General features: G+C 46.9%; 21 protein-coding genes. 13 read left to right on the forward strand and 8 right to left on the reverse strand.

All coding sequences use genetic code 11. The features are described 5' to 3' along the window. Positions 1 to 49 precede the first annotated feature (49 nt). The 5 genes from PSE6802_RS0124405 to PSE6802_RS0124425 form a co-directional block, all read right to left on the reverse strand. On the reverse strand, positions 50 to 967 hold the full coding sequence (locus PSE6802_RS0124405) for an SMP-30/gluconolactonase/LRE family protein (RefSeq protein ID WP_019502634.1): 918 nt from the start codon (positions 965 to 967) through the stop codon (positions 50 to 52). Positions 968 to 1,089: 122 nt separating this feature from the next. Then, positions 1,090 to 1,977 carry an AraC family transcriptional regulator gene (locus PSE6802_RS0124410; protein WP_019502635.1) on the reverse strand — a complete coding sequence of 296 codons (888 nt, stop codon included), beginning with the start codon at positions 1,975 to 1,977 and terminating at the stop codon, positions 1,090 to 1,092. 217 nt (positions 1,978 to 2,194) lie between these two features. Then, a complete protein-coding gene (locus tag PSE6802_RS0124415) occupies positions 2,195 to 2,560 on the reverse strand; it encodes a VOC family protein (RefSeq protein ID WP_019502636.1) in 366 nt (121 codons plus the stop codon). 133 nt (positions 2,561 to 2,693) lie between these two features. Then, entirely contained in the window at positions 2,694 to 5,609 is a 2,916-nt protein-coding gene (locus tag PSE6802_RS0124420) for a cation-translocating P-type ATPase (RefSeq protein WP_019502637.1), read from the reverse strand. Further along, a complete protein-coding gene (locus tag PSE6802_RS0124425; protein ID WP_036947003.1) occupies positions 5,606 to 6,166 on the reverse strand; it encodes a DUF192 domain-containing protein in 561 nt (186 codons plus the stop codon). Before PSE6802_RS0124425 ends, PSE6802_RS0124420 begins: the two co-directional genes overlap by 4 nt. A 52-nt stretch (positions 6,167 to 6,218) precedes the next feature. Between PSE6802_RS0124425 and PSE6802_RS0124430 the strand changes: the two genes are divergently transcribed. From PSE6802_RS0124430 to PSE6802_RS0124450, 5 genes are all read left to right on the forward strand, one after another. Beyond that, positions 6,219 to 8,441: a glycoside hydrolase family 57 protein gene (locus PSE6802_RS0124430; protein WP_019502639.1), complete on the forward strand. Its 2,223-nt coding sequence runs from the start codon at positions 6,219 to 6,221 to the stop codon at positions 8,439 to 8,441. Between the two features lie 17 nt (positions 8,442 to 8,458). Next, the gene (locus PSE6802_RS0124435; protein WP_026103532.1) at positions 8,459 to 9,010 is read left to right on the forward strand and encodes a late competence development ComFB family protein; all 552 of its coding nucleotides are present in this window, start codon (positions 8,459 to 8,461) and stop codon (positions 9,008 to 9,010) included. Positions 9,011 to 9,120: 110 nt separating this feature from the next. After that, positions 9,121 to 10,254: a geranylgeranyl reductase family protein gene (locus PSE6802_RS0124440; protein WP_019502641.1), complete on the forward strand. Its 1,134-nt coding sequence runs from the start codon at positions 9,121 to 9,123 to the stop codon at positions 10,252 to 10,254. A gap of 142 nt (positions 10,255 to 10,396) precedes the next feature. Next, the gene (locus PSE6802_RS0124445; protein ID WP_019502642.1) at positions 10,397 to 10,933 is read left to right on the forward strand and encodes a DUF4760 domain-containing protein; all 537 of its coding nucleotides are present in this window, start codon (positions 10,397 to 10,399) and stop codon (positions 10,931 to 10,933) included. A 74-nt stretch (positions 10,934 to 11,007) separates the two neighbouring features. Next, on the forward strand, positions 11,008 to 11,799 hold the full coding sequence (locus PSE6802_RS0124450; protein ID WP_019498649.1) for an IS5 family transposase: 792 nt from the start codon (positions 11,008 to 11,010) through the stop codon (positions 11,797 to 11,799). Positions 11,800 to 12,609: 810 nt separating this feature from the next. On the opposite strand, the gene PSE6802_RS0124455 is transcribed toward PSE6802_RS0124450, so the two are convergent. Then, complete coding sequence (locus PSE6802_RS0124455; protein WP_026103533.1) at positions 12,610 to 13,338, reverse strand: biliverdin-producing heme oxygenase; 729 nt, start codon at positions 13,336 to 13,338, stop codon at positions 12,610 to 12,612. Positions 13,339 to 13,522: 184 nt separating this feature from the next. Between PSE6802_RS0124455 and ndhC the strand changes: the two genes are divergently transcribed. From ndhC to PSE6802_RS0124475, 4 genes are read left to right on the forward strand one after another with little or no spacing between them, the layout of a single operon-like run. Further along, positions 13,523 to 13,912: an NADH-quinone oxidoreductase subunit A gene (ndhC, locus tag PSE6802_RS0124460; protein ID WP_193372444.1), complete on the forward strand. Its 390-nt coding sequence runs from the start codon at positions 13,523 to 13,525 to the stop codon at positions 13,910 to 13,912. After that, positions 13,909 to 14,652: an NADH dehydrogenase subunit K gene (locus PSE6802_RS0124465; RefSeq protein WP_019502645.1), complete on the forward strand. Its 744-nt coding sequence runs from the start codon at positions 13,909 to 13,911 to the stop codon at positions 14,650 to 14,652. Before ndhC ends, PSE6802_RS0124465 begins: the two co-directional genes overlap by 4 nt. 16 nt (positions 14,653 to 14,668) lie before the next feature. Then, positions 14,669 to 15,151 (forward strand): NAD(P)H-quinone oxidoreductase subunit J, encoded by a 483-nt coding sequence (locus PSE6802_RS0124470; RefSeq protein ID WP_263970416.1) that lies wholly within the window; start codon positions 14,669 to 14,671, stop codon positions 15,149 to 15,151. Continuing rightward, positions 15,151 to 15,696, forward strand: coding sequence for a DJ-1 family glyoxalase III (locus tag PSE6802_RS0124475; RefSeq protein ID WP_019502647.1), 546 nt, complete (start codon positions 15,151 to 15,153; stop codon positions 15,694 to 15,696). Before PSE6802_RS0124470 ends, PSE6802_RS0124475 begins: the two co-directional genes overlap by 1 nt. A 149-nt stretch (positions 15,697 to 15,845) precedes the next feature. Here PSE6802_RS0124475 and psbQ read toward each other — a convergent pair whose 3' ends face one another. Then, a complete protein-coding gene (gene psbQ / locus PSE6802_RS30215; RefSeq protein WP_162139241.1) occupies positions 15,846 to 16,286 on the reverse strand; it encodes a photosystem II protein PsbQ in 441 nt (146 codons plus the stop codon). 86 nt (positions 16,287 to 16,372) lie between these two features. Beyond that, positions 16,373 to 20,083, reverse strand: a complete 3,711-nt coding sequence (locus PSE6802_RS31485; RefSeq protein ID WP_019502649.1) for a response regulator — start codon at positions 20,081 to 20,083, stop codon at positions 16,373 to 16,375. A 219-nt stretch (positions 20,084 to 20,302) separates the two neighbouring features. Between PSE6802_RS31485 and PSE6802_RS30225 the strand changes: the two genes are divergently transcribed. The 4 genes from PSE6802_RS30225 to PSE6802_RS0124505 all read left to right on the forward strand — a co-directional run bounded on the left by PSE6802_RS30225 (position 20,303) and on the right by PSE6802_RS0124505 (position 25,765). After that, entirely contained in the window at positions 20,303 to 22,483 is a 2,181-nt protein-coding gene (locus tag PSE6802_RS30225; protein WP_019502650.1) for a GumC family protein, read from the forward strand. Between the two features lie 280 nt (positions 22,484 to 22,763). Further along, the gene (locus tag PSE6802_RS36020; RefSeq protein ID WP_026103535.1) at positions 22,764 to 23,192 is read left to right on the forward strand and encodes a hypothetical protein; all 429 of its coding nucleotides are present in this window, start codon (positions 22,764 to 22,766) and stop codon (positions 23,190 to 23,192) included. Positions 23,193 to 23,341: 149 nt separating this feature from the next. Beyond that, complete coding sequence (rfbG, locus tag PSE6802_RS0124500) at positions 23,342 to 24,418, forward strand: CDP-glucose 4,6-dehydratase (protein ID WP_019502653.1); 1,077 nt, start codon at positions 23,342 to 23,344, stop codon at positions 24,416 to 24,418. A 66-nt stretch (positions 24,419 to 24,484) separates the two neighbouring features. Then, positions 24,485 to 25,765 (forward strand): class I SAM-dependent methyltransferase, encoded by a 1,281-nt coding sequence (locus tag PSE6802_RS0124505; protein ID WP_026103536.1) that lies wholly within the window; start codon positions 24,485 to 24,487, stop codon positions 25,763 to 25,765. Positions 25,766 to 25,768: the final 3 nt, after the last annotated feature.

Genomic DNA, 25,768 nt, shown 5'->3' on the forward strand with positions numbered 1-25,768 from the left:
GAATCGCTACAGGGCGTTGCTGAAACTGTAATGAAAGCTGTCACGCCCGCTACAGTAATGGCTGTCCAGCAATGCCAATGTCCAATCGCACGATTCTGGCAGGTTCCAGTCCTGTAGGTGGAGGAAAAGACATACCACCATTGGTGACAACGTAAATGCTGGTGAGATCGTTTTTTGTGCGTCCAAATGCCAGTGCCGTACTCCCAGTCATGCCTTGTTCGGCTTGGGCGACGATCGTTACGCTCCCGTCAGGAGCAATCTTGACCACACTATTATAGATATGGGTTGTGCCATATAAATTGCCCTCCCGATCGAAAGCAAAATCATCTAGATTAATTGGCTGGACAAAAATCTCTGGCTCACCTGGTTGCCCATCGGGTTGAATTGGGATTTTAACAAGTTGCATCTTTTCTGTATTCGAGGCATAGAGGACGTTGCCGTAGACTTTAAGTCCATTCACTGCCGGAAACTCTTTGTCCTCAGAGCTACGGGCAAGTGCTGGATGTTCTAGCCAAATTCTGACGCTCTTTTTTGGTTCGTTGAGTTCCCAAATAGTGCCTCGATAGGAATCTGCAATCAAGTAGGAGCCTTCTGCTAAAGGTGTTAAGCCATTTAAGAAAACGGCATCAGGCAAGGTCACTAATACCGCTACATCCCCTTGGGGTGTAATGGTAAATACAGTAGAAAGGTTTTCAGAGTTCCAGGCTGTCAGTAACAAGTTGCCCAGCGGGGTCAACGTCAACCCAGTGGCTTTCCCCGCGATCGCAGCATGAACCACAGGCACTCCGTCAGATCCAATCCGCAAGATTTTTCCGTCCAAATGACTGCTAACAAACAAAGTGCCATCGGAACGAACCACAATGCTTTCCAGAAAGGTATTAACTGGCAATTCCGCAATGGGGTAAAATGGAGCAAGAGCGACAGGGGTTTCTGCAAAGATAGTTGGTAATTCGTCTGAGGCAGACATATGCGTTCCTTTCGACAAAGTGCAATTGCGTCGAGCTAATGTTAGCGTATCAGTAAAATATCGATAGGTCTTTCCCAATCTTTTGAAAAAATTGCACAATTTTTCGATCGAATGATGCCGGATTATTTCACCTCATTGCGATAGGTTTTAGGGGTAGTACCCAGATGTTTGCGAAACAAGCGCGTCAGATGGCTCTGGCTGGAAAATCCGCACTGAATCGCAATATCTGAGATCGCAGCATCTGATTTTTTGAGTAGGTGCTGCGATCGCTGCAAGCGACATCGAACAATGAACTGGTGGGGAGAAATGCCTGTGGCTTTTTTAAAGCTTGAGGCAAAATAACACGTACTCATCCCGACCAGTGCAGACAGGTCTGCTAACTTAAGGTCTTGCTCCAAATGTTCCTGGATATAAGCAGTCACCTGCTTCAAGACTGATTGAGGTAACTGTCCCGCTTGGGAAAAGGTTGGTGGAACTGCCGAGTACTTTCTGAGCAAGTGTATCCCCAGACAATTCACCAGCGCTTCAACGTACAAGCGATCCTGTCCCCCATTCATCTCCAACTCGGACTTAAGGGTTAACCCAATCTGCTGAATCAACGGATCGACCTGAGGTAGACAGGGCAGCAAATCTACTCGATCTGGTGCGATCGCCTCATAGGCAAGCTGGCTTAAAACATCAGGATCGAGCGTCAAGATCGAAAACTCCGATGTTCGATCCCACTGCACTTGATGTGTAACGCGAGCAGGAATTACGATCGCCTGTTCTGTTAAAACTTGCTCGCACTGCACTCGTCCATCCAATCGCCGCTTCACGTGCAGATTTGGAGAAATATGAGTATGAATGGCAATTTTATGGTTTGCATAGGAGTACTCTGGAGTTTCAAAAGGTGGATAGCGAAAATGCTCTAGGGTTATCCCCTGCCAACCTGCTTCAACACTGGAGAGTAACGGAAGGCGTGGCAAAATTGGAGCCAGAGACGCTTGTCTAGTGTTGGGAACGTCTGCCATGACAAAAGATGAGCCGTTTAGTGATACTGCTATTACAACTATAAGCGGCTCATTTGCCGCTTGTAACCTTTTGGACTCCACCAGCCAACTTGATACGGTCAGCGTGCAATGGGATTGTTATACGATGGCATGCTTTCCTATCTTTCCACTGAGCGATCCATTATTCTGTAACGATCTGCAAATCATACTTTCAAACCTGCTAAGGCAGTTTAGCAAATTAGATGTTCTGTGCAATTCGCCAAAGAACTCCACTCGGATCGTATAAAATAAAGTCTCTCATTTTCCATGGTCTGTCTTCAGGTTCTGTAACCTTAACCTGATATTTGTCCGCGATCCCAACACTCAGGATATGTTGATACCAACTTTCAACATCTTTCACTAGCAAGTGCATCATAAAGTTATTCGCATGTTCTCTTTCGTAAAAGTCTTGCAGTAGAAAACTGTGGTTGCCGCAGTAGAAATAGGCTATCCCATCTTCATCAGAAGCCATGATAAATCCTAAATCACGGTAAAAGGCTTTGGATATCTCGAAATTTTGAGCAGGTACAAATGCCTTGATTTCTACAACCTCTAATCTTTCCATACTAGATAACTCACTCTATGATTTTCCTGTTAGTTCCTTGAACTTCTAGCGATCGCCTCAAAGTAGCTGCCCTCACTGGGAATTGAAGTCGTTTAACGGCTCAGAACGAAAGGAGAAATTGACGTAAGCCCTATTAGACTGTCTGGGAGGGCTGCTTGCGCTGCCGTTTCCGCAGCCAGACTTTGCGCAGTTCTTCCGCACCTAGTAAAATCGGCGGACAGACTAGCAACAATAACCATTGCCAAGCTGTTAGTGGTGCTGTAGAGAAAATACGACGCAGAGGAGCAATCTCGATAATCGCTAAAATTAACGTCCATTCCGTCAAAATCCCCAGCCAGATGAGAGGATTAGAAAAGAATCCCAATCGCAAGATGGAAGTTCGTTCAGAGCGACAAGCAAAAACGTTGCCATCTTGACAGGCAACGATAATTGCCAAAGTCATAGTCGTAGCTTGGGCGTAAATGAGGGTTATAGCTGGATCGGCAGTGCGCGAGAGAATGGTTGGAGCGATCGCTTGCAACGATGCTAAATCGTAACCGTAGCTTTGCCAAACTATGAAGAAGCCAATCATACCCAATGTTGCCTCAATTGCCCCCAGGAAACAGTAAGCGCGCAAGAGCAAAGAGCGATCGAGGAGCGGTTTGGATTTGGCACGGGGCGGCAACTGCATCGTACCGACTTCAGCGCGCTCGGCTCCTAGTGCTAAGGCGGGCAAAATATCGGTTCCCAAATCGACGATCAAAATTTGCATAACGATCAGCGCTGGGGGGATTTTGAGGGCAACCATTGCCAGAAATGGCACTAATTCGGCAACGTTGGATGCCAAAATGTAGGTCATAAACTTGCGAATATTCTGATACACCGCCCGCCCTTGCTCGATCGCCGTGACGATGGTGGCAAAATTATCGTCTGTGAGTACGATATCGGCGGCTTCCCGTGCCACATCTGTCCCATTTAATCCCATCGCAACCCCAATATGCGCGGCACGCAGAGCAGGCGCATCGTTGACCCCATCGCCTGTAACTGCCACTACTTCGCCGATGTCTTTATAAGCCTGTACCAGTCGCAGTTTGTGCTCGGGTGACATGCGCGCAAATACCAAGCCAAAGCGATATTTCACAATTTGCCGGAGTTGGGCATCGGAGAGATGCCCCATGCCTTCACCCGTCACCACGCGCACTCGTTCGCTCACCAGACCGATATTTCGGGCGATCGCTTCGGCGGTCAGTCCATAATCGCCGGTTACCATCGTGACTTTGATGCCAGCTTGATGGCATTTATCGATCGCCTCCTCCACCTCTGGACGGGGCGGATCGAACATCGCCACCAGACCGATAAAAATCAGGTTTTGCTCCAGATCCTGCGCCTTGAGATCGAGCAACTCCTGGTTGCCACGGCGCGCTGCCAACCCCAAAACGCGAAATCCCTGCTTTGCCAGATCGTCATTCGCCTGCACGGCAGCATCCCAATCGTCGTGGGTTAATTCCTGCACTCCACCATCGCGCAGGATGCTATGGCAGTGCTTCAGGACTTCCAAGGGAGCACCTTTGGTGAAGGCTAAATAGGGTGACTCATCCGGCCATAACTCCGCCGCTTGCCAGTTCAACACCACGGTCATCATGCGGCGGCGGGAATCAAACGGAACTTCGCGCAAGCGCGGCAATTGCTGTTGCAGGCGTTCTAAATTCAGCCCCGCTTTGGCGGCTGCCACTAGCAATGCCGCTTCTGTCGGATCGCCAATTTCTTGCCAGCGGCTAGGAGCTGTGAGGTGAACCAGGCGGGCGTTAGAACAAAGAGCAGACCCGACGAGCAAAAGATTTGCTTTCCAGGCAACAGTGGCATCCGATGGCAAATTGACCTGACCAGTGGTGGGATCGTAGCCCGCCCCCGTGACCTCGATCGGCGTGTTGGAGCTAGCAGGTTCGGATGGGTGTTCTTGAGGCAGCCAGAGATAGCGTACCGTCATTTCATTTTTCGTCAAAGTGCCTGTCTTGTCTGTGCAAATTACGGTGGTAGCGCTCAGGGTTTCCACCGATGACAGCCGCCGCACCAGGGCATTTCGCCGCGCCATCCGTCGCACGCCGATCGCCAGGGATAAGGTTACGGTCGGCAATAATCCTTCTGGTACCAGCGCCACGATGATCCCGATCGCAAAAATGAAGCTTTCTTTTACCTCTATGCCCACCAGGAAGTACGCCAGCAAAAAGACAATAATTCCCATGCTGACGGCGATCGCGGTAATAATCCTGACAATGCGCGCAACCTGAACTTCCAGGGTGCTGGGTTCGCGCTTCACCACAGTGGTCAAATGAGCTACTTGGCCGAACTCGGTCTGGGCACCTGTGGCATAGACTACGGCAATGGCGCGTCCCGCTGCTACGGTTGAGCCTGCTAAAACGAGGTTGGCAATTTCCGAGGGGTTCACCTTTTCTTGCAAGGGTTGCTCGCCTGGGCGTAGCAAGGTTTTACCGCCGCGAATCGGCACTGCCTCGCGCAGGCGCACTGGATAAGCGTTACGCGCTACGGGCAAAGACTCGCCCGTCATCACCGATACATCTAAATACAAGCTATCGGCAGACACCAGTCGGGCATCGGCAGAAATGCGATCGCCTTCTTCGATCTGCATGACATCGCCGCGCACCAACTCCCGCGCCGGGATTTGCCTGAGTTCGCCATCTCGATACACTTTCACCTGCATCGGCAGTACTTTTTTCAATGCGGCAAGCGCCTGTTCTGCTTGAAACTCTTGCCAAAAGCTAAAGATGGCGTTAATCCAGATCACCGCCCAGATCGCCCAACCGAGTTCGGGCGTGCGCGAAATAAACGCTAAAATGCCTGCGACCCATAGCAGCAACGCCATGAAATGGGTGAGTTGGTCGGCAAACCGCAGCCACAGGGGGCGATGCACGGGTTCCGGTAACTCGTTAGCGCCGAATTGGGCAAATCTCCTTTGAGCTTCCTCTCCTGAGAGGCCATCCGCCGTGCTGCCGAGCGATTCGTAAACCGCCTTAACAGGTAATGCCCAGATAGGTTGATGAGGTGATGTCATTTACTGGTCACGACTATGCGATCGCCTACTTTTAAGCCTATTTCTTGAGTTAGACCGGCACGTAATTCAATTACGCGATCGGCAATTATGCCTTCGGCTGGATAAATGGGGCATGGTTCGCGATCGCAGGGAGGGGCGGATGCCGCGATCGCAACTACTTTATCCTGGTGAATAAATACCATATCCAAGGCCACTGGCACGTTTTTCATCCAGAATGCCACTGGACGGGCGGGGAAGAAATTAAATAACATACCGCGATCGTCGGGTAAAGCTTGACGGTACATCAAACCTTTAGCTTGTTCGGCAGGCGTGCGCGTGACTTCGAGCGCGATCGCGCGATCGGCAATTTGCGCCGTTGCCGTTACGGGGAGAAATTGGGCTAGCTCAGAATTTTGATTAGCTTTTGCGGGCGTTGTGGTAGTAAGCTTAGATGTATCCGCACGAACAATTTCAGTACTGTCTCTGGTTTCTGGTTTAGGAACAGGATTGCTAGCAACCTCTGTGTTTTGAGGCGTGCAAGCAATCAGGAGTATGCAACTTGTACTCACTGATAACATTAGTACTCGGCGAGATGTGCCACAATCTTTAAAAACATAGCCAGCCATAAATATGCCCTTTCCCTTACATGTTGCGTTTATCTGGCATCAGCATCAACCTCTTTATAAAAGCCCAGTAGCTGGGAAGTATCACTTACCCTGGGTGAGACTGCACGGGGTAAAAGATTACCTGGATCTGGTGTTGCTTTTAGAAAGGTTTCCACAATTACATCAAACTGTCAATTTAGTACCGTCTTTAATTACACAGTTACAAGACTACATTGACGGTACGGCGTTCGATCCCTACCTGGAACTAACGCTGAGAGCGGTCGAATCGTTTGACTTAGAACAAAAAAGGTTTGCGATCGAACGCTTCTTTGATGCCAATCACCATACGATGGTGGAACCATACCCTCGCTATGCCCAGCTTTTAGATCTCAAAAAAAATAAAGGGTTAGACTGGTGCCTCGATAACTGGCAAGTGCAGGACTATAGCGACTTGCTAGCTTGGCATAATTTAACCTGGTTTGACCCCATATTTCGGGAGTCAGATGCCAAAATCGGCGAATGGTTCGAACGGGGACAGGGTTATACGCTTGCCGATCGCCAGCTTATTTATTCCAAGCAACGGGAAATTCTGGCGCGCATTTTGCCCCAGCACCGCAAAATGCAGGATGCCGGGCAGTTAGAGCTAACTACTACGCCTTACACGCACCCGATTATGCCATTGCTGGCAGATACCAAGGCGGGGCGCGTTGCCGTACCGCAAATGATGCTACCCGGCCTGAGGTTCCGTTGGGAGGGGGATATCCCTTTGCATCTGGACAAAGCCAAGCAGATTTATCACCAGTATTTTGGCAGGCAACCGCGCGGGTTATGGCCGTCGGAGCAGTCCGTCAGTCCGGCGATTTTGCCCCACATTGCCAGACAGGGGTTTGAGTGGTTGTGTTCGGATGAGGGCGTACTGGGCTGGAGCCTGGGGCATTACTTCCGCCGCGACGAGCACGGTCAGATTACGGAGCCGCAGTTACTTTATCAGCCCTATCGCCTGGAAACCGTGCATGGCGATCTGGCCATAGTCTTCCGCGATCGCCGCCTCTCCGACTTAATTGGTTTTAGCTACAGCGACATGACTCCTGAAGCTGCCAGCGAAGATTTATGCGAGCATCTGCGGTCTACCTATCACGCCTACTTAAATTATCAACATCACCAACAAAACAGCGATCGCCCCTGGCTGGTCACAATTGCGCTTGATGGTGAAAATTGCTGGGAGTATTACCGCAACGATGGCAAAGATTTTCTGGAAACACTATACAAACAGCTATCTCAGTTGGATTTCCTGCGCCTGGTATCCGTATCTGAATTTATCGATCGATTTCCACCCGTTGATAAAATTCCACCACATCAGTTACACAGTGGTTCCTGGATCGACTCCAACTTTACAACCTGGATTGGCGACCCGATCAAGAATCGGGCATGGGAATTACTAGCAGAAGCGCGTCAAGTTTTAGCCAATCATCCCGAGGCGACCCAAGACAACAATCCCGAGGCATGGGAAAATCTATTTGCAGCGGAAGGCTCTGACTGGTTCTGGTGGTTTGGCGAGGGCCACAGTTCTACCCTGGATCATGTATTCGATCGATTATTTCGAGAACACTTACAAGCTCTCTATCGAGCCTTAAATGAATCTGTTCCCAATAACCTGCTCTATCCGCTAGAACCCCATCAAGTATCGGGCGACCAACATCCAACCCATTTTATCCATCCTGTAGTTGATGGCATGGGAACAGAGCAGGACTGGCAAGGAGCAGGAAGGATCGAAATTAATGCGGCGCGGGGTACAATGCATAGAAGTGGTTTAGTACAGCGCTTATGGTACGGGTTAAATCATTTTAATTTTTATCTGCGCTTAGATTTTGGAGCGATACAGCCAGAATTAAATACTAATTTGCATCTCCTCTGGTTTTATCCCGAGCGAACGCATTACAATAGCCCTATTCCCATGAGGAATTTACCCGATGTGCCACCGCTTAATTATCTATTCCACCACCACTTAACGCTATCCTTAGGGGAGCGCTCGGTACATTTACTGGAGGCAACAGAAAATAGTCAGTGGCAAAATATCTCCACTCATGCCAAAATGGGCTTTAATCAATGTTTAGAAGTGAGTCTGCCTTGGGGAGATCTTGCGATTCCACCAGGTAGCGCCGCAAGGCTAGTTATTTTACTTAGTCAAAACAGTATATTTCAGGCTTCGTTGCCAGAACATACTGTAATTCCGATCGAAGTGCCATAGTTTAAAGAGATAAGTCTGTGGAAAAGTCAAGCATAGAAAAAATTGTGGAGCAAGCTCTACACGATGGGTACCTTACTCCCACAATGGAAGCGGAAGTAGGACGTATTTGCGATAGCGCTTTTGAACTATCTGTAGAGGAATATATGGCTCTAGATCGACTGATGGGGGCTCTACTCACGGGCGAAGTCGTAGCAGTCCCGCGCAAGCAATTCATCAACGTGATGGAGGAACTGGTGCTTGGTGAAGCGGTAGCTCGGGTGGCTGAAATTGAGGCTAACAGCAACCAGGTGCTGGATCTAGGTGACATTGCTGCCTATGCCCTCAACCGCCTTCCCCCATTGTATGCAACGACAGAGGAAGGGGCTATTTACCAGCGAGAAAGGGCGATCGCCGATTTGCACGTCCTGATCGCGCAGCAAGTTAAAGAAGCGATCGAGCGCAATCAGGATAGGCCGCAATTCCACAAGGAACGCAAGGTGATCAAGCAGAAAACTGAAGACACGGTTCTGACGCAACTCAATACCTTGCTGCAGGCATACGCTCCTAACTACGAGACTAAGCCAGAATAATGCCAGAATTTGCACGTCAAATTGTGTCTGACGATCGCCCCTAGGATCGTCGCTTTTGGCACAAGATTGGCGCGATATTTGTTAACTATCTGGAATGAATGACTGGAATTATGTACGACTGTATTGTTGTGGGTGCTGGACCGGCTGGGGGTTCTGCCGCCTATCATTTAGCTAAACGCGGTCGCTCCGTGTTAGTACTGGAGCGCGAAAGTTTGCCGCGCTACAAACCCTGTGGGGGTGGTGTGTCGCCTATGGTGCAGCAGTGGTTTGATTTTGACTTCGCGCCCGCAATTTCATTAACGGTTAAACAAATTCGCTATACCTGGCAGATGGGCGACCCGCAACTGGCGGAACTCGACACCGCCGCACCCGTATGGATGGTGCGCCGCGATGTCTTCGACCATTACTTGATCCAGCAAGCGCAAAAACAGGGGGCGGAGATCCGCGACTCTACAGTCGTGACGGGGATTGAATGGCAGAGCGATCGCTGGCAAGTCAAAACCGATCGAGAAGTACTTTCAGCCCGATATCTAATTGCGGCGGATGGTGCCAAGGGTTCGATGGCAAAGTGGCTGGGATTTAAAGATCGCAAGCGACGGATGGGGGCTGCTTTAGAAGTAGAAGCTCCGGTTAACGATCATGACATCCAGGCCGCGCATTTTGATTTTGGCTCGGTCGTTAACGGCTATATCTGGAATTTCCCCAAAGCTGAGGGCTACTCAATCGGCATTGGTACGTTTCGCGGGAGCGATGAAAAACAGAACCTCAAGGAAATTGCGGCTAATTACGCCAACGGATTTGGCATCGATCTGAGCAGCATCAAGCAATACGGCCATCCCCTTTGTCTTTGGGACGGCCACCAAAATCTGCATGCGCAAAACGCAGTGCTGGCAGGCGAGTGCGCTTGTATCGTAGATCCCTTTACCGCCGAGGGTATCCGGCCTTCAATGCTCACCGGCGTGCTAGCAGCTGAAGCTGTAGACGAAGCGATTGGCGGTAATGCCGATGCTCTGCCAAACTATACCCTAAAAGTACAAGAGGAATGGGGCGAGGATATGGCTTGGGCGCAACGCATTTCCGGTATCTTTTACCGCATTCCCGGTTTTGCCTACAAAATAGGGGTTAAGCGTCCATCGGCAACAAGGCGCATGGGGAAAATCCTCTGCGGCGAGATGCGCTACCGCGATGTGGCGGGCAACGCGATCGCCAAACTAACCAAGGGGTTAATCCCTGGCATGGGCTAATCCCAAAATTGGCAAAAATGTAAGGATGTGGCTTGAATTTGGAATTCCTGACTTGACAAAGTTTTGGGGATGATTGTCACTTCATTCAGATATAATTCTGACTGTGGTTTCAATCATTGACAAATGACAGTCAGTGAATACTATGCAACCAAATCTTATAGGAAGACTGAGATTAAAAGCAGATTTACCCATAACAATAGGTGTACTTGCAACTTTATTTGTAATTCTTTTTACATACCTTTTCCTGGTTGTGCCCAAAGAGCAAAAGCAAGATGTTGCTTATGTATCTGGTATTATTGCAACCGCATCAGCTATATATGCTGCATTTTATGCGGGACGTGCATTACATCAAAACATTCATTCTAGGAAAGTTGATAGAACCGTGGAATGCTCTATACGCTGGCTTGACTCAAGCCTTGCTAATTCTAAGCAATTGACAACACGTATAGCAGCGCAAGTAGTATCAATTACAGATGAAGAGGCTCGTGGTAAAAAAATTACGGAGTTGATAGGTGACCCATCTGTTCCCGCTCAAGCAGAAGCAGCAGAAGCAAATGAATTAGCTATATCAACTGTTTTTAATTTTTTTGAGCAGCTTGCTGTTTTTGTCGAGCAAGGTGTCATAGAGGAGACTTTGTTGCAAGAATTTTATCTTACTATTTTAGTAAAGTACTATTAGAAGCCATTTAGGAAGTAAAAGGCGCACCAAAAGCAGGTATAAATACTGATGAAGTCTAGTATAAACCTGAAGAGATGCGCCGATCCTATAATACCGATTTATCCAACCAAGAATGGGAAATTATCGCACCCATGCTACCCAAACCATCAAAATGGGGTAGGCCACCCAAAACAAATATGCGAGAGTTACTGAATGCCATTTTCTATATACTCAAAAATGGTTGTACATGGCAGAATCTACCCCATGACTTTCCGCCTTACTCAACGGTCTATTTCTACTGGCAAAGGTGGGAAAGAACTGGGCTACTGGAGGAGATTAATCGCAAATTGAGCCAACAATTTAGGGAAAAGGTTAGTAAAGAGGCGACCCCAAGCTTGGTGAGTATCGATAGCCAGAGTGTGAAGACAACAGAAAGTGCGGGCAGTCGAGGTTTTGATGGCGGTAAGCAAATCAAGGGCAGAAAACGCTTCGCTATGGTTGACACCTTGGGCTTAGTTGTAAAGGTGTTGGTGTGTGCAGCTAACATCGGTGAAAGAGCAGGAGCTAAGCAGTTGTTACAGAATCTCACATCTCCATTACCACGATTAGAGAAAATTCTGGTTGATGCTGGATTCTCTGGTGATGAAATCACACAATGGGTCAACGACAACTTCGGATGGCTTTGGGAAGTTAGCAAACGGGCAGACAATCAGAAAGGTTTTGTAGTGGAGTCAAAGCGTTGGGTGGTAGAGCGAACCTTTGCTTGGTTAGGTAATTGTCGTAGACTAAGCAAGGATTATGAATTTTATGAGCAAATGTCTGAATCGTTTATTTACTTGGCTTTAATCCGCAAAATGCTAAGAAATCTGGCAACTGCGACTTCCTAAATGGGTTCTTACGCATTTAAGCCTTGGATCGAAGAAAAGCAAAAGAATGCACGTTTAAGATCGAAAAGAGTATTCAAAAGCCTTTCAGCATTGTATGAGCGGTGGGATAGAAAGCTTAAAGAGAGCTAAAATACTCATAGCTTTTTTATGTTTTATCCAAAATGTATAAACCTATCCAGAGAGACTCAAACCTCAGAAGCATTGCCTAACTTAAAGTTGATCTAGTATATTGAAGCAGTTTAGGCTTAAGGCTTACCCCAACATGCTTTAGAGATACCTGAAAGAAACTTCATTCCTTTGGGTAAGTTCTATAATGAATTTATAAGGTAGGTTATGTTAATTATGTATTATTTTTTACCAAACCAAACCAAATTCACTAGTACCATTGTGCCGTGTGCACAGAGGAGGAAATAAAGTTATGTCTGTATTTAGTTTTGATGATGGATACGCTGGGTTTTAGGAGCTTTTTCTTATAGCTCTGAGTTACCAAAAATGAATGCGAGTTCTTGTTAATTGTAATCTTTCGATTTGCCATCTCCCTCTTAAGCAAGAGAGATGTACGGTTCTGCGAAAGTAGGTTTGAATGTCTCTACAATTTTTGTATTTTTTTAGCCTGTGGGGATGGCTTAGCCTGTGGGGATGGCTTAGGAAGTAATCTAAATATCAACCCGATACTTTAGCTAAGACTAAAGACTGTCAGTGCATAGCTAGCAGTGGGAAATAATTTCCCTGTCTGCGTTAAGCTAACAGGGACGATCGCAGGGGGAGGGTTCCCTCCCCCTGCGGTATTTTTAGTTGTGGAAAAATTCCCTATGAAGCGGTCGATGATTGCGTCGCAGGGGTGCTGACACTGGGCTGCAAGCGACTCATCAGAGAATTCCAGGTTAAACGCCAGAGCGCCACTAACCAATTACCCTTGAGTTCGTCAAACATTTGCATGTTGAGGTGAAAAGCATGATTGGCTTCATCAACAATGCGATCGGCTGTTTGTTTGTCCACAGGTAGAGTGTCTAAAGCTTCGCGATAGCCTTTCTTGAAGGCACCGTGGTTTTTAATCCCGTCAAAGTCATAGAAGGCTGTGCCGTTGCTTCCTTCTAGCTTCATAGCTTTTTTCGCAATATTTTTGAGAATCTGTCCGCCAGAGAGATCCCCCATATAACGAGTGTAGGCATGGGCAACTAAAAGCTCGGGATCGGTATCAGATACTTCCTTAATGCGCTGGAGATACTCCTTGCAAGCGGGCGAGGGTTGTACCTGCGATCGCCAATCATTACCGCAGTAATAAGCTAAGTCTTTCTCTAAGCTGCGCTCTCTCCACAATTCGCGATAAAACAGCTTGCTTAAAACCGGGTGATCCTGATGGCGAGTTATTTCAGCTTCTAGTGCTGCATAAATAAAATAGAAATTACCAGCTAGCTTACGATAAGAAGCCTTATCAACAACGCCTTTTAAAAAACCTTTAATAAAACTGGTACTCTCTGCCATAGTATGGGATTTTTGAGTACCCTCGCGCAGCATGGTTGCTAAACCTTGACTCAATTTTGCCTCCTATTAGGTTATTTGATAGTAGTTATAAAAATATTTAGAGAATATTTAAAGTTAAGCCTGTCTTTTCGCTTTCGATTGCCAAGTATACTATTGGAGCTATAGAAAAGTTTTAAATTCGCAACAAATTTTCATGTCCGTAGTTTGCGAAGGGCTGAGCAATCTATAATTAGTGTAAATAGAGGTAAGCGATCGGGAGGCAAGTCTATTGGTTTTAAACGGTTACGAGTACCTTTTGGTATTCCTCATAGTCTGCGCTCTATTGCCAGCAACCGGTCTGATAGTTGCTAAACTACTCAGTCCACAGGTGGCTGGTGCTGCTAGTCGTACTACCTATGAATCTGGCTGCGAACCCATTGGTGGAGCCTGGATTCAATTTAATATTCGTTACTACATGTTTGCACTGGCATTTGTGATCTTTGACGTGGAAACTGTCTTCCTGTATCCCTGGGCAGTCGCATTTAGTCAGTTGGGGCTTTTAGCCTTTATTGAAGCAATTATTTTTATTGCCATTTTAGTATTGGGTCTTGTATACGCCTGGAGAAAAGGAGCTTTAGAGTGGTCATGAAACCTGAGAATGTCGCCTTGGATTTCAGTATCGAAGAGCAAAAACAGCGTTTAATCAATCCGGCTCAGCAACCGCAAGTGACGCAGGATTTATCCAACAACGTGATTTTGACGACGCTCAACGATATCTACAACTGGGCGAGAATGTCGAGCTTATGGCCGATGCTATACGGCACTAGCTGCTGCTTCATCGAATTTGCTGCCATGCTGGGCGCTCGATTTGATTTTGACCGCTTCGGTCTGTTACCGCGTTCTAGCCCCCGCCAAGCAGATTTAATTATTACAGCAGGTACGGTAACCATGAAAATGGCACCAGCTTTGGTGCGCTTGTACGAGCAAATGTCCGAGCCCAAGTACGTGATCGCCATGGGTGCCTGCACGATTACCGGCGGCATGTTCAGTACCGAGTCCTACACAACCGTACGTGGTGTGGATAAGCTAATTCCCGTTGATGTCTACATTCCTGGTTGCCCTCCCCGCCCCGAGGCAATTATGGATGCCATCATTAAATTACGCAAAAAGATTGGAACGGAAGGGTTCACAGAACGCGCCAATATCCAGCGCACCCATCGTTACCACACGGTTAAACATGAAATGAAACCAGTACCGGAAATCTTGACAGGTCAATATCTGGAGTTGCCAACCCGCATTGCGCCTCCCAAAGTTTTAGTGGAATCTGGTATTCCTTTACCCGCCCTCGAAGTTGCCAAACAGGAGGTAGAGATCGTTGGCACAAGATAATCAAGAAACAACAGCGATCGCCACTAAAAGCCAGGTGTCTGAGTGGTTAGCTGCCAATGGCTTAGAGCATGAATTTTTAGGTTTGGATCGTCAGGGAGTCCCGATACTTAAGGTCGATCGGGAATTTTTACTGCCTTTTTCTACAGCGCTGTATGCCTATGGGTTTAATTACCTGATGTGTCAATGCGGCTACGATGCCGGTCCAGGTGAAGATTTAGTCAGCGTCTATCATTTAGCCAAACTGACTGATAGCGCGGAACGCGCTGAGGAAGTGCGGATCAAAGTATTTTTACCGCGCACCGATCCGCGCGTGCCCTCTGTTTATTGGATTTGGAAGACAGCCGATTGGCAGGAACGCGAAACCTTTGACATGTACGGCATTGTCTATGAAGGACACCCAAATCTGAAACGGATTCTCATGCCTGAAGACTGGATCGGCTGGCCGATGCGTAAGGACTATATTACGCCAGATTTCTACGAACTACAGGATGCCTACTAATGCCTAGCGCTCTAGTACCGTTGGTGGAAGGATTTGAGGAGATCGAGGCCGTCACGATCGTCGATGTCCTGCGCCGGGGAGGCGTTGAGGTGATTACCGCTGGTCTGGAATCTGCGATCGTGGAGGGTTCCCACCAAATGACCATAATCGCCGATCGCGTGCTCGATCGCATCGATCCCACTACCTTCGATCTCATTGTCTTACCCGGTGGCCCTGGAACCTACAAGCTCAAAGAAGATCCGCGCATAGCAGAGATGCTAAAGCAACATGCTCAGGCTGGCAAGTTAACAGCAGCAGTCTGTGCCGCACCGCTCGTACTGTCGGAAGCAGGCTTGCTGGAAGGCAAGAAAGCCACTTCCTTCCCTTCGGTACGGGAGCAACTCAAGGTGGGCGAGTATTTGACAGTTCCTGTCGTAGTTGACGGTCAAATCGTTACTGGTCGCGGCCCTGGCGCGGCTATGGCATTTGCCTTGAAACTGGTAGAGATACTGATGGGCAAAACCGTCGCGACTAAGCTAGCCCAGGATATGATTTTTAGCAGTTAGCGATCGGCTTTCGGCAGTTAGCCTTTAGCTTTTTAAGGATAACGCCTGCCAGTTGCCTATAGGCTTCGGCAGGCGTTGCTTGTAGGGGCAGTGCCGTGCCTGCCCCTACATTTATTGACTATTGATAGATATTTTTTGTGGAAATCAACTTAGCTGTTAGCAAACAGATCTAAAATGCCCTGGTAGTCCTTCCGAATTTGCGCGTAGATAGATCTGGTGCTTGATTCATTACGATTCGAAACAGCAAAGTCGAGCGCAACTAGATCGTCGAACAGTTTCTTAGCGAGAGCCTTAGCACTAGATTGGGCTTTACGGGGAAGGGCACGAATCAGACGACTGACATCAGATCTAATTTCGCCTAAAGGCCCGTGAATTAATCCTGTAATATCCGACCAGCTATCTTTAGCGATATAGGCTTCTAACCTATCGAGGCTACTGCTCAGTGCTTCTACCTTTGCCAGGTAGGAATCTGGCTGGCTGGTCTGGGCGATCGCGCTGGGTGCGTATACCCCTGAGATAAAAATGCACAGAACCAGTGATAAAGCAATGGCAATGCGTTTGAGTGGCTTCCAATTAAACAAATTAAGCACGAATCTAAATATCCTTTTCTTAAATACAAAGACTGCATCTAAGATTATCGTGGATTGTGAACCCATTGCGACTACTCGGCAAAATGTTAAGTTCGATCGCTTGGATCGGCAATCAGGAGCGATAGAACGTGCTCCATCCCCTTGTGCATCTTGATCGACTTTTGTTGCTCGGCAAACTTAGCCGTGGCAAGGATTAGATCTGGCTTGGTGGCGATCGCTTGTTGGACTAACTCTTCAGCACTAGAGGTACTGGTAACCTTATATCCCTTGGCCTGAAATACTTCGCTCAGAGCGATCGCGCTGCCTTCATGCTCGTCGGCAATTAAAACGTTGCGTCCGGATGCACTTTCAACCAGTAAAGTATCGACATCCTGGATCAGCTTGTGCATGTCAATGGGTTTGGTGATATAGCGATCCGCGCCAAGGCGCAATCCGACACCGCGATCGTCCAGGACTGACACCATAACAATGGGGATATCGGCTGTCAGGGGATCTTGTTTCAAGAGGGCTGCCACAGCATAGCCATTCATGTCAGGCATAATTACGTCCAGAGTAATTAAGTCGGGTTTGACTGACCGGATCTGGGCGATCGCATCGGTGGCATCCCTGGCTTCTCTAATGCCATACCCCTTAGCTTCTAGCTCCTGGCGTAGTAATTTCCGCGTACTGGCATCATCATCTACGACTAAAATCGTTTTTACAGATGCGGGTGCTTCTAAATTACTACTAAGCGGTAGTTGGAGCTGTCTGATTAAGGCATCAACATTGATGGCTTTGGCCTGGGTGCTGGTTACAGGATCGTGCACGGCAACCGCTGCTTGCGACTCTGTTGTTTGTCTCATTAACAGTCGATCTATGGTGCGGTTCAGCAGATCGACATCAATTGGTTTGGTCAAATACTCCTTAACACCAAGACTGGCAGCTCTCTCCCTCTCTTCAATTCCCGATAAAATGACAACGGGAATATTAGCGGTGCTCGGATCGTTTTCGATCACCAGTGCCACATCTAAACCACTCATTTTAGGCATCATAATATCTAAGAGTATTAGATCGGGCTGGAGCGATTTAATTTGGGCGATCGCATCCGCACCATCCCTTGCCTCTCTGACTAGATATCCTTTGGGTTCGCATACCTGTCGCAGTAGCTGTCGAATATGAATGTCATCATCAACAATGAGAATCGATCTTTGCGCAGAATTGACTTTATTTAGCGCAGCAATCTCCACAGAGCCAGATACAGGAGCATTTACCGAAGAACCTATTAATTCTGGCTGAGAAGATGGTTCGGACGGGGAAGCAGAAGCATCGGCTGTATTTGTAGTATCCTTAATTGGTAATGTAAAAGTAAATGTCGTGCCTTTGCCCAATTCGCTCTCAACCCAGATTTTGCCGCCGTGATGCTCCACAATTTCTTTGGAGATGGGCAAGCCCAAGCCCGTACCCTGGGGCTTATTGGTGAGCGTGTCGCCTACCTGTTTGAACTTCTCGAATACCTTTGGTAAGTCTTCTGGGGCAATCCCAATCCCCTGGTCGACGACGCTAATAGTTAACGTGTCGCCTGCGTGCTTGACTCGACAAGTTACTGCTCCGCTGTCTTGAAATTTCACGGCGTTAGAGATCAAATTGATCACCACCTGAATCAGGCGATCGCGATCGCCAATTGTCGGAGGAATGCCATCCTCAATATCCCTAATTGCCTGCAAGCCCTTATTCTCAAACAAAGCCGACGTGGCAGACATGGCGCGATCGACGATCTCTTCGACAGTCAACGGTTCCATATGCCAATCGGTTTTACCAGCTTCCATTTTGGCAATATCGAGTACGTCGTTGATTAGTTTTGTCAGCCTGGTGCCCTCAGCCACAATAATTTCAATATTCTCACCGACTTGACGTACGGCCTTTAGCGCTTTCTTATCTTCAGTTTGAACCAGCGGGAAAACCGTCTCCTCCAGTTTCTTTTGGATCAGCTTGGCAAAGCCCAACACAGATGTGAGGGGCGTTCTCAGTTCGTGGGAGACTGATGAGACAAATTCTGTCTTCATGCGATCGACTTGTTTCTCAACCGTGATATCGCGAACGAGCACTACCGAACCTAGATAGACCTCACTGTCATTATCGTGACTGGGAATCCGAATCGAAGAGACTGCAAGCTTACCCATCCGATCTTGAGGCAGATTCATATCGATTGTCATGGCGCGATCGTAGTTGCCTCTGCTGGCAGCAATTAGATCGAATAATCCATCACCCAAAACCTCTTGATAGTGCTTGCCTTCAACCTGGTCTCTAGAGCGATCGAACATATTGAGGAAAGCGGGATTGCACTGGGCGATGCGATCGTGCGGATCGATCGTGACCAACCCATCCACCATATTATCCAGAATTGCCTTTAGCTCGATCGTGCGCTGCTCGACTTTTTGCTCTAAAGTACGATTATTTTCTTCTAGCTGGTCTTTAAATACCCTTAGTTGACCTGTCATTTCATTAAAGGCATCAGCTAGAACTCCTATTTCATTGTCGGCTAGCTTGGGTAGCCTGACTGTTAGATCGCCACTGGCAACCCGCACGGCTGCATTGGTAATCTTCATAATTGGTTGGGCAATGCGGCGATCGGCCATTAAAATAGCAACACTGGCAGCTAATAAAACACAACCTGCCACCACAAACACTAAATTAGTATTGTTTTGTCTAATTTCACTTAAATAATTCGATTCAGGAATGACAGTACCAACTATCCAGTCGTGCTTGCCAAGTGGAGCTAAAGAGACATAGTACTTTTCCCCCGAAACAGGCTCCTGATAGACAAACTGCTTCTTCTCGCTTAAGTTAGCCCATGCCCGTGTTGGGTCGATCGCCCGATTTGCCAGTTGGAGATAATGGTTTTTAGTTTGTGCAAATGGCTTTAACTGAGGCGTATCTTTTCCCACTACCTGCACGGTACTATCTTCACCTGGATCCATAGAGGCGATTAACTCGCCCTTGGAGTTAATAATGAAAACAGCCCCCTCCCTTCCTTTTTGTTGTTGTGCTTGTAAGTATAGAGAAATATGGTTGAGTTCGAATCCTACACCAACTACGCCTATGAGATCGTCTATGCGATCGTCATTATTTTTGTACAGGCTAGAGCTGGACTTGTGTAGAGTAACATTGGCATCGATCCCCGGAGTGTTGGTAGAGCGATAAACGTAAACAGTCCATGCCGTTTTGCCCGCAGCTTTAACTGCATCTTGGTACCAAGGTCGTTGGGGGGCATACCAACCAGGTTCCTGAATTTTCTCTTTCCCGATAGGGGTTAACTCTCGATCTTCAATCCTATATATGGTGGTAGTCTTATCAGTTATGCGCGTCTGGGGGTTCCACTTCCGGAAATGTAATTTCAGGATATTATTTTTCCCGCCTGCTGTCTTGACCCTCTGGGCACCCACATAATCGCCATTGGGGTAAGCAAACTGGACAAATGTGAAGTTTGGATGCGTTTGCAAGACGCTGAGGAAAAAAGTATCTCGCTGCTGCGGATTATTTATATCGATCAGATCGCGTGTAATTGATAGACCGATCGCTTGTTGCGTGGATTGCACGCGATCGAAAATGCTCTCCACCTCTTGGGTGGTGTCCTGGGTAATATGCTCGTTTACCTGAGCAATAATGTTACTAATATTGCGCTGAGACGTGAGTAGCCACGGGATGTAGACTATAGCCGCCGTTACACTGACGGATAACAGCATAACCCCCACTAATTCTGCCTTTAATCCGCCAGCTCTCAGTTTTTTCCTTGTCAGTGTATTTAACTTTTGTAACATGTTATCGTATGGGCGCAGTTATTCAGTTCCCGCGCAGCTTCATTATTCCCCATTGTCATTAAATATAGAGCAATTTCGCCTGTACATAATTTTCCCAAGAAACTGTTAACATTTGAGTATGGTTTAGGCTGGATCGTCCACCCCCGCCAAAATTTAGTAGTCAAAATTTAGCCAAAGATTTATTAAATCGATCGATTCGCATTTCCCAGGGGCAAATCTATGAATATTACTCAACTCAACGAATCTCAACAAGAAGATAGCAAGCCCTTAATCAGTGTTAGCGGTTTACTAAATGCTCTACGTCGCCAGTGGTTACCTGCCTCCATAGTATTTCTCTGCGTGTTTGGCGGTACGGCATATTACACGTCAAAGCAAAAGCCAATCTACGAAGCAACTGGTAGTCTCATTTTCAAAATAGACAGAGTAGCGCAACTATCTAGTGTAAATAATACTGACTCCAGCCAATCAAATAATGCTGATGCTCCTGCTTCAAACCCCATCAGTCTAGAAAACGAAGTTCTAGCTGTGCGTTCTGCCAGTGTAGTAGATGATGCTATTAAAAAGGCAGGGATCTCGTTAAAGCGAGATGAGGTTTTGGGTAACCTGAAAGTAGATATTAGTAAGGGTACGGATATTCTGACTATTGCATATAAAGGTCGTAATGCTAAAGAGGTATCTACCTTTGTCAACCAGTTGATGAATAGCTACACGAACAATGCTTTAAAGGTCAGTAAGGAAGAAATCGTTAAAGCTAAAGAGTTCGTGCAGTCTCAGATCCAGAAGGTGGGGGAATCGCTGATGAAGTCAGAACTCGAACTGCGTAACTTTAAGGAGAAAAATGCGATCGCGGCGCTAGCTCAAGAGTCCTCAAACAATATCACCACAGCAGCAGGGCTAAGGCAAAAGATTTTAGATGTTAAAGTTCAGCTAAATAGTCTGGATGCATCTTCTAGGGCTTTAAAAAGCCGATTGGGCGTTACATCCGACCAGGCAGTTATCTTAAGTCGTCTCAGTGGCTCGGAAGCTGTGAAGCAAACGCTTGCAGAATTGCAGAAGGTAGAAGCGCAACTAGCTCTTCAGCGCACGCAGTATCAGGAAGAGCATCCAAGTATTAAGCGACTACAACGCCAAAAAAGTAGCTTGCAGGCTTTATTACAACAACGAGTTGATGAACTTGGGGGGGAGGGGAAATCGATCCCGCTTAGCGACTTGCAAGTAAGTGGGTTTGAGCTGAATCTGATTACAGACCTGGTTAAAGCAGAAAGCACTCGGGTTAGCCTGCAGGAGCAACTGGTTGCGCTCAACGAAGCCTTGAATGGCTACACGAGTTCCCTAAAAGTGGTTCCCCAGTTGGAACAACAGCAGCAATTTCTGGAGCGGAAAATTTTAATCGATCGCACTACCTACGAAAGCTTGCTAAAAAGGTTGCAAGAACTCCAGTTAGCGGAAAATCGAACCGTAAGCCGCGCCCGTATACTTTCAGAAGCTGACGTACCAACTCAACCGGTTTCCCCAAAAGTGGTAAATAATTTGCTCTTAGGTGGGGTATTGGGTTTAGCGTTGGCGATCGCCACAGCACTCGGACTGCAAAGCCGAGATAAGGTACTGAGAACGACAGATGAAGTCCGGCGTTTGTTTGGTTATAACCTGCTGGGTGTATTGCCGAATTTTGGGAAGAAATGGGCAGCTAGACAGGCTGTTTTTGTACGCTCCAATCCCCGTTCACCGATTAGCGAAGCTTATCGGACGCTACAAACTAACCTGCGATTCCGCAAATCCGATTCATCTGCTAAAGGAGTCAAAGTCATTGTAGTTACGAGTTCGATTGCTGCGGAAGGTAAATCAACCGTGGCAGCTAATCTGGCAGCGACTACTGCCCAGTTAGGAAGACGAGCTCTCCTGATAGACGCTGACATGCGTCGTCCGTCACAGCAGTTGATTTGGAATATAGCTAACACTCAAGGTCTAAGCGATCTGATAGCAGGGAAAATTTCCGAGGAGGTAGCTACCCAGAAATCGGTTATGCCCAATCTGGATTTGCTTTTGTCAGGTACTATTCCCAGTAATCCTCTGTCACTGCTAGATTCAAACCGGATGACTGCTTTGATGAAAAACTGGTCTGAGGACTACGATTTTGTAATTATTGACACTCCACCCCTACTAGCTGTAGCTGACGCTATGGTTCTGGGCAATTTAGCAAATGGCATATTACTGGTGGCTAGACCAGATTTACTTAATTCTAATAATGCTAGTAGGGTAAGAGCAACTTTAGAACAATCGGGCATGGTTGTATTGGGCATGGTTGTTAATGCGGCTGTCACCGACGATAAGAGTTACTACGAGCATCAATACGATTACGTTAGTAAGGAAGAGCCGTCCTCAACACCAATGGTTGGCTAAACAGGTAGTTGTTAAAAGCCTCAAAAATTTCCCTAGTTTTTCACAATTGCCCGCTACTATTTAGCAAGGTATCAAAGTAGGGGGAGCTTAGTAATAAGTACGCATATTAATAATTAATGCTACAAATTATTTGAGATATGAGATCTTCGCGATCGGACTGAAAATCAATCAATTGAATAATTCACTACTCAGGAGCGGGCTTTGACGGTCATTGAGATCTCAGTCTCTCCAACGTAATCTTCCGATTGTTGTTTTATTTTTGCGGATGCGGGAGGTCGAATTGCAGAATAGGTGTGACCGAAATCGGAAACGTTCGAAACGTCGAGCTATTTACTGTCCTATACATGGCTGTTATCTTGATAGCGTTAGCCAAAAATATCCATTATTTGCAGATCGCCCCGAACAGTTACAACAAAGAGGGATGGCTAAACGAGATGCATTGATGCTTGTTGCATCACGAACAGCGGTGCCATTAAAGGGGGAGTGGGTAGAGTCTTTTTGGTGCGAACAGTGTCAGCAGACAAAGTGGTATCACATTAGAACTAGAGAAGATCGTACTTTTGAGGTCAAATTAGCACCACGCGAACTGTGGCAGTATGCAATGGGGGCAATTAATCCTGACGGGAATCCTTCCGTAGGTGAGTTTACTCGTAGGAATTCGCGAATGGTTGCTTATAGTGTTATCAAGGGCTTCAAATTTGCTTGCTGAGTATTATAGCGATTTCTTCAGTTTTAACGAAAAATAGATAACGAGCTTCTTTGTCACCGCCCTATATCAATGCAAAAAACTATTTTGACTATTGTCCTATAATAACTCATTAGTAAATTTGGATATTTAACGGCTTCTAAGAATATTAAATGGATATTACTTTTTGGCATGGGAAGCGGGTGTTGCTGACTGGGCACACAGGATTTAAAGGCAGTTGGTTATCGCTCTGGCTCCAATCTATTGGAGTTGAGTTGTTAGGATATGCTCTACAACCACCTACAAATCCCAGCCTATTTGAGATTGCTCGTGTGGCAGACGGAATGACTTCTGTAATAGGCGATATTTGCGATCGCAAATATCTACAGGAGGTTATCATAGGTTTTCGACCTCAAATAGTTATCCACATGGCTGCTCAGTCAGTTGTAAGGGCATCCTACACCGATCCGGTGTTTACTTATAATACAAACGTGATGGGCACGGTCAATTTGTTCGAAGCGATTCGCCAGGTTGGAGGGGTTCGAGCTGTTGTTAATGTCACCTCAGACAAGTGTTACGAGAACCGGGAATGGTTTTGGGGATATCGAGAGAACGATCCGCTAGGTGGATACGATCCCTATAGTAGTAGCAAAGCTTGTGCTGAGTTAGTAACAACTGCCTACCGGAATTCTTTTTTTCACCCTAAGGATTACGCAGGGCATGGTGTTGCGATTGCCTCTGCACGAGCTGGGAACGTTATTGGCGGGGGTGATTGGACTCCAGATGGCTTGGTTTCAGATATTGTTAAGTCACTTCTCAAACAACAGCCTGTTTTGATACGTAACCCTTATGCAACCCGTCCCTGGCAGCATGTACTGGATGCACTTAATGGATATCTAACTCTAGTTGAGCATCTTTATAGCAAGGGGCCTGCATTTGCTGAAGCCTGGAACTTTGGCCCCTATGAATCGGCTGTGAAGCCAGTAGGCTGGTTGGTCGAACAATTGTTATGTCTATGGGGAGAAAACTCCTCATGGGAGCAAGATAAAGCCCATCAGCCCCATGAAGCTAATGCCCTAAGTTTAGATTGTTCCAAAGCGCGCCTTAAACTGGGATGGGAACCAAAGTTATCTTTAGAGGAAGCTCTAGAGCAAATTACCACATGGACTAAGTCTTACCAGGCAGGAGATGATATGCATAACGTGACTAAGACATCCATACATCAGTTTATGGCAATAACAGCTAAATAAACTGCTCGATCGCAATAATCTACAACCTAAATTTCAAAACTTTTATCGCTATTCTGGAGGTAACTAATGACTAAGCAAGCCCACTCCGTAAAGCTTCTAGACAAATCAACTGAGCAAGCCCCTAAATGCCGATTTTGCGGGACTGGCTTGCGACATACCTTGGTAAATTTAGGCATGTCACCCCTATGTGAAAGCTTTTTGGATAGCGAGCAACTCGATCGCATGGAGGCATTTTATCCATTGCATGTTCGAGTTTGTGAAAATTGCTTTTTGGCACAACTGGAGGCATATGTTAGCCCGGAGCATATCTTTACAGAATATGCATATTTTTCATCCTACGCTGATACCTGGTTAAGGCAATGTAAAGAATATAGCGATCGCGCGATCGATCGGTTTAATTTAAATGAAAACAGTCAGGTGGTCGAACTTGCTAGCAATGATGGCTATCTTTTGCAATACTTTGTAGAGAAAAATATTCCTGTTTTGGGTGTTGAACCTGCCACCAATATTGCCAAAGTGGCGATCGCTAAAGGCATGCCCACCCTAAATGAGTTCTTTGGAAGGGAATGTGCCCGAAGATTGGTGCAGCAGGGGAAGCAAGCAGATTTAGTAGCGGCAAACAACGTGCTGGCACACGTACCCGACCTGAATGACTTTGTCGCAGGCATCAAGATTTTGCTCAAACCGCACGGTGTTTTCACTGGAGAGATTCAGCATCTTGTGAAATTGATGGCAGCAAACCAGTTTGATACGATTTACCACGAGCATTTTTGCTATCACACCTTCACTACTCTTGAGAAAATTTTTGCTGCACACGGTATGACACTCTTTGATGTGGAAGAGTTGCCCACACATGGTGGGTCTTTACGAATTTATGCACGTCACTCCGATGACCTATCGAAACCTGTGGGAGATCGCGTCACTGAGCTGAGAGACCGCGAAGAAGCTGATGGATTTACGACACTCGATCGCTATACCAACTTTGAAGAGCAGGTGCGAGAAACTAAACGCAAGCTTCTAGACTTTCTAATCAAAGCTAAGCGAGAGGGGAAAACAGTTGCGGGCTATGGTGCACCTGGCAAGGGCAACACGCTTCTTAACTACTGTGGCATTAGAACAGATTTTCTTGACTACACGGTCGATCGCAACCCTTACAAGCATGGCAAGTTTTTACCTGGAACCCATATCCCAATCTATCCTCCTAGCAAAATTCAGGAAACCAAGCCAGATTATGTTCTCATCTTGCCCTGGAACTTTAAAGAAGAAATCATGGAACAAATGAGCTTTATTCGAGATTGGGGCGGTCAGTTCGTTATACCAATCCCTGAAGTTAAGGTCTATCCTTAAACA

Origin of the sequence: Pseudanabaena sp. PCC 6802 (genome assembly GCF_000332175.1) — a bacterium.
GTDB lineage: Bacteria > Cyanobacteriota > Cyanobacteriia > Pseudanabaenales > Pseudanabaenaceae > PCC-6802.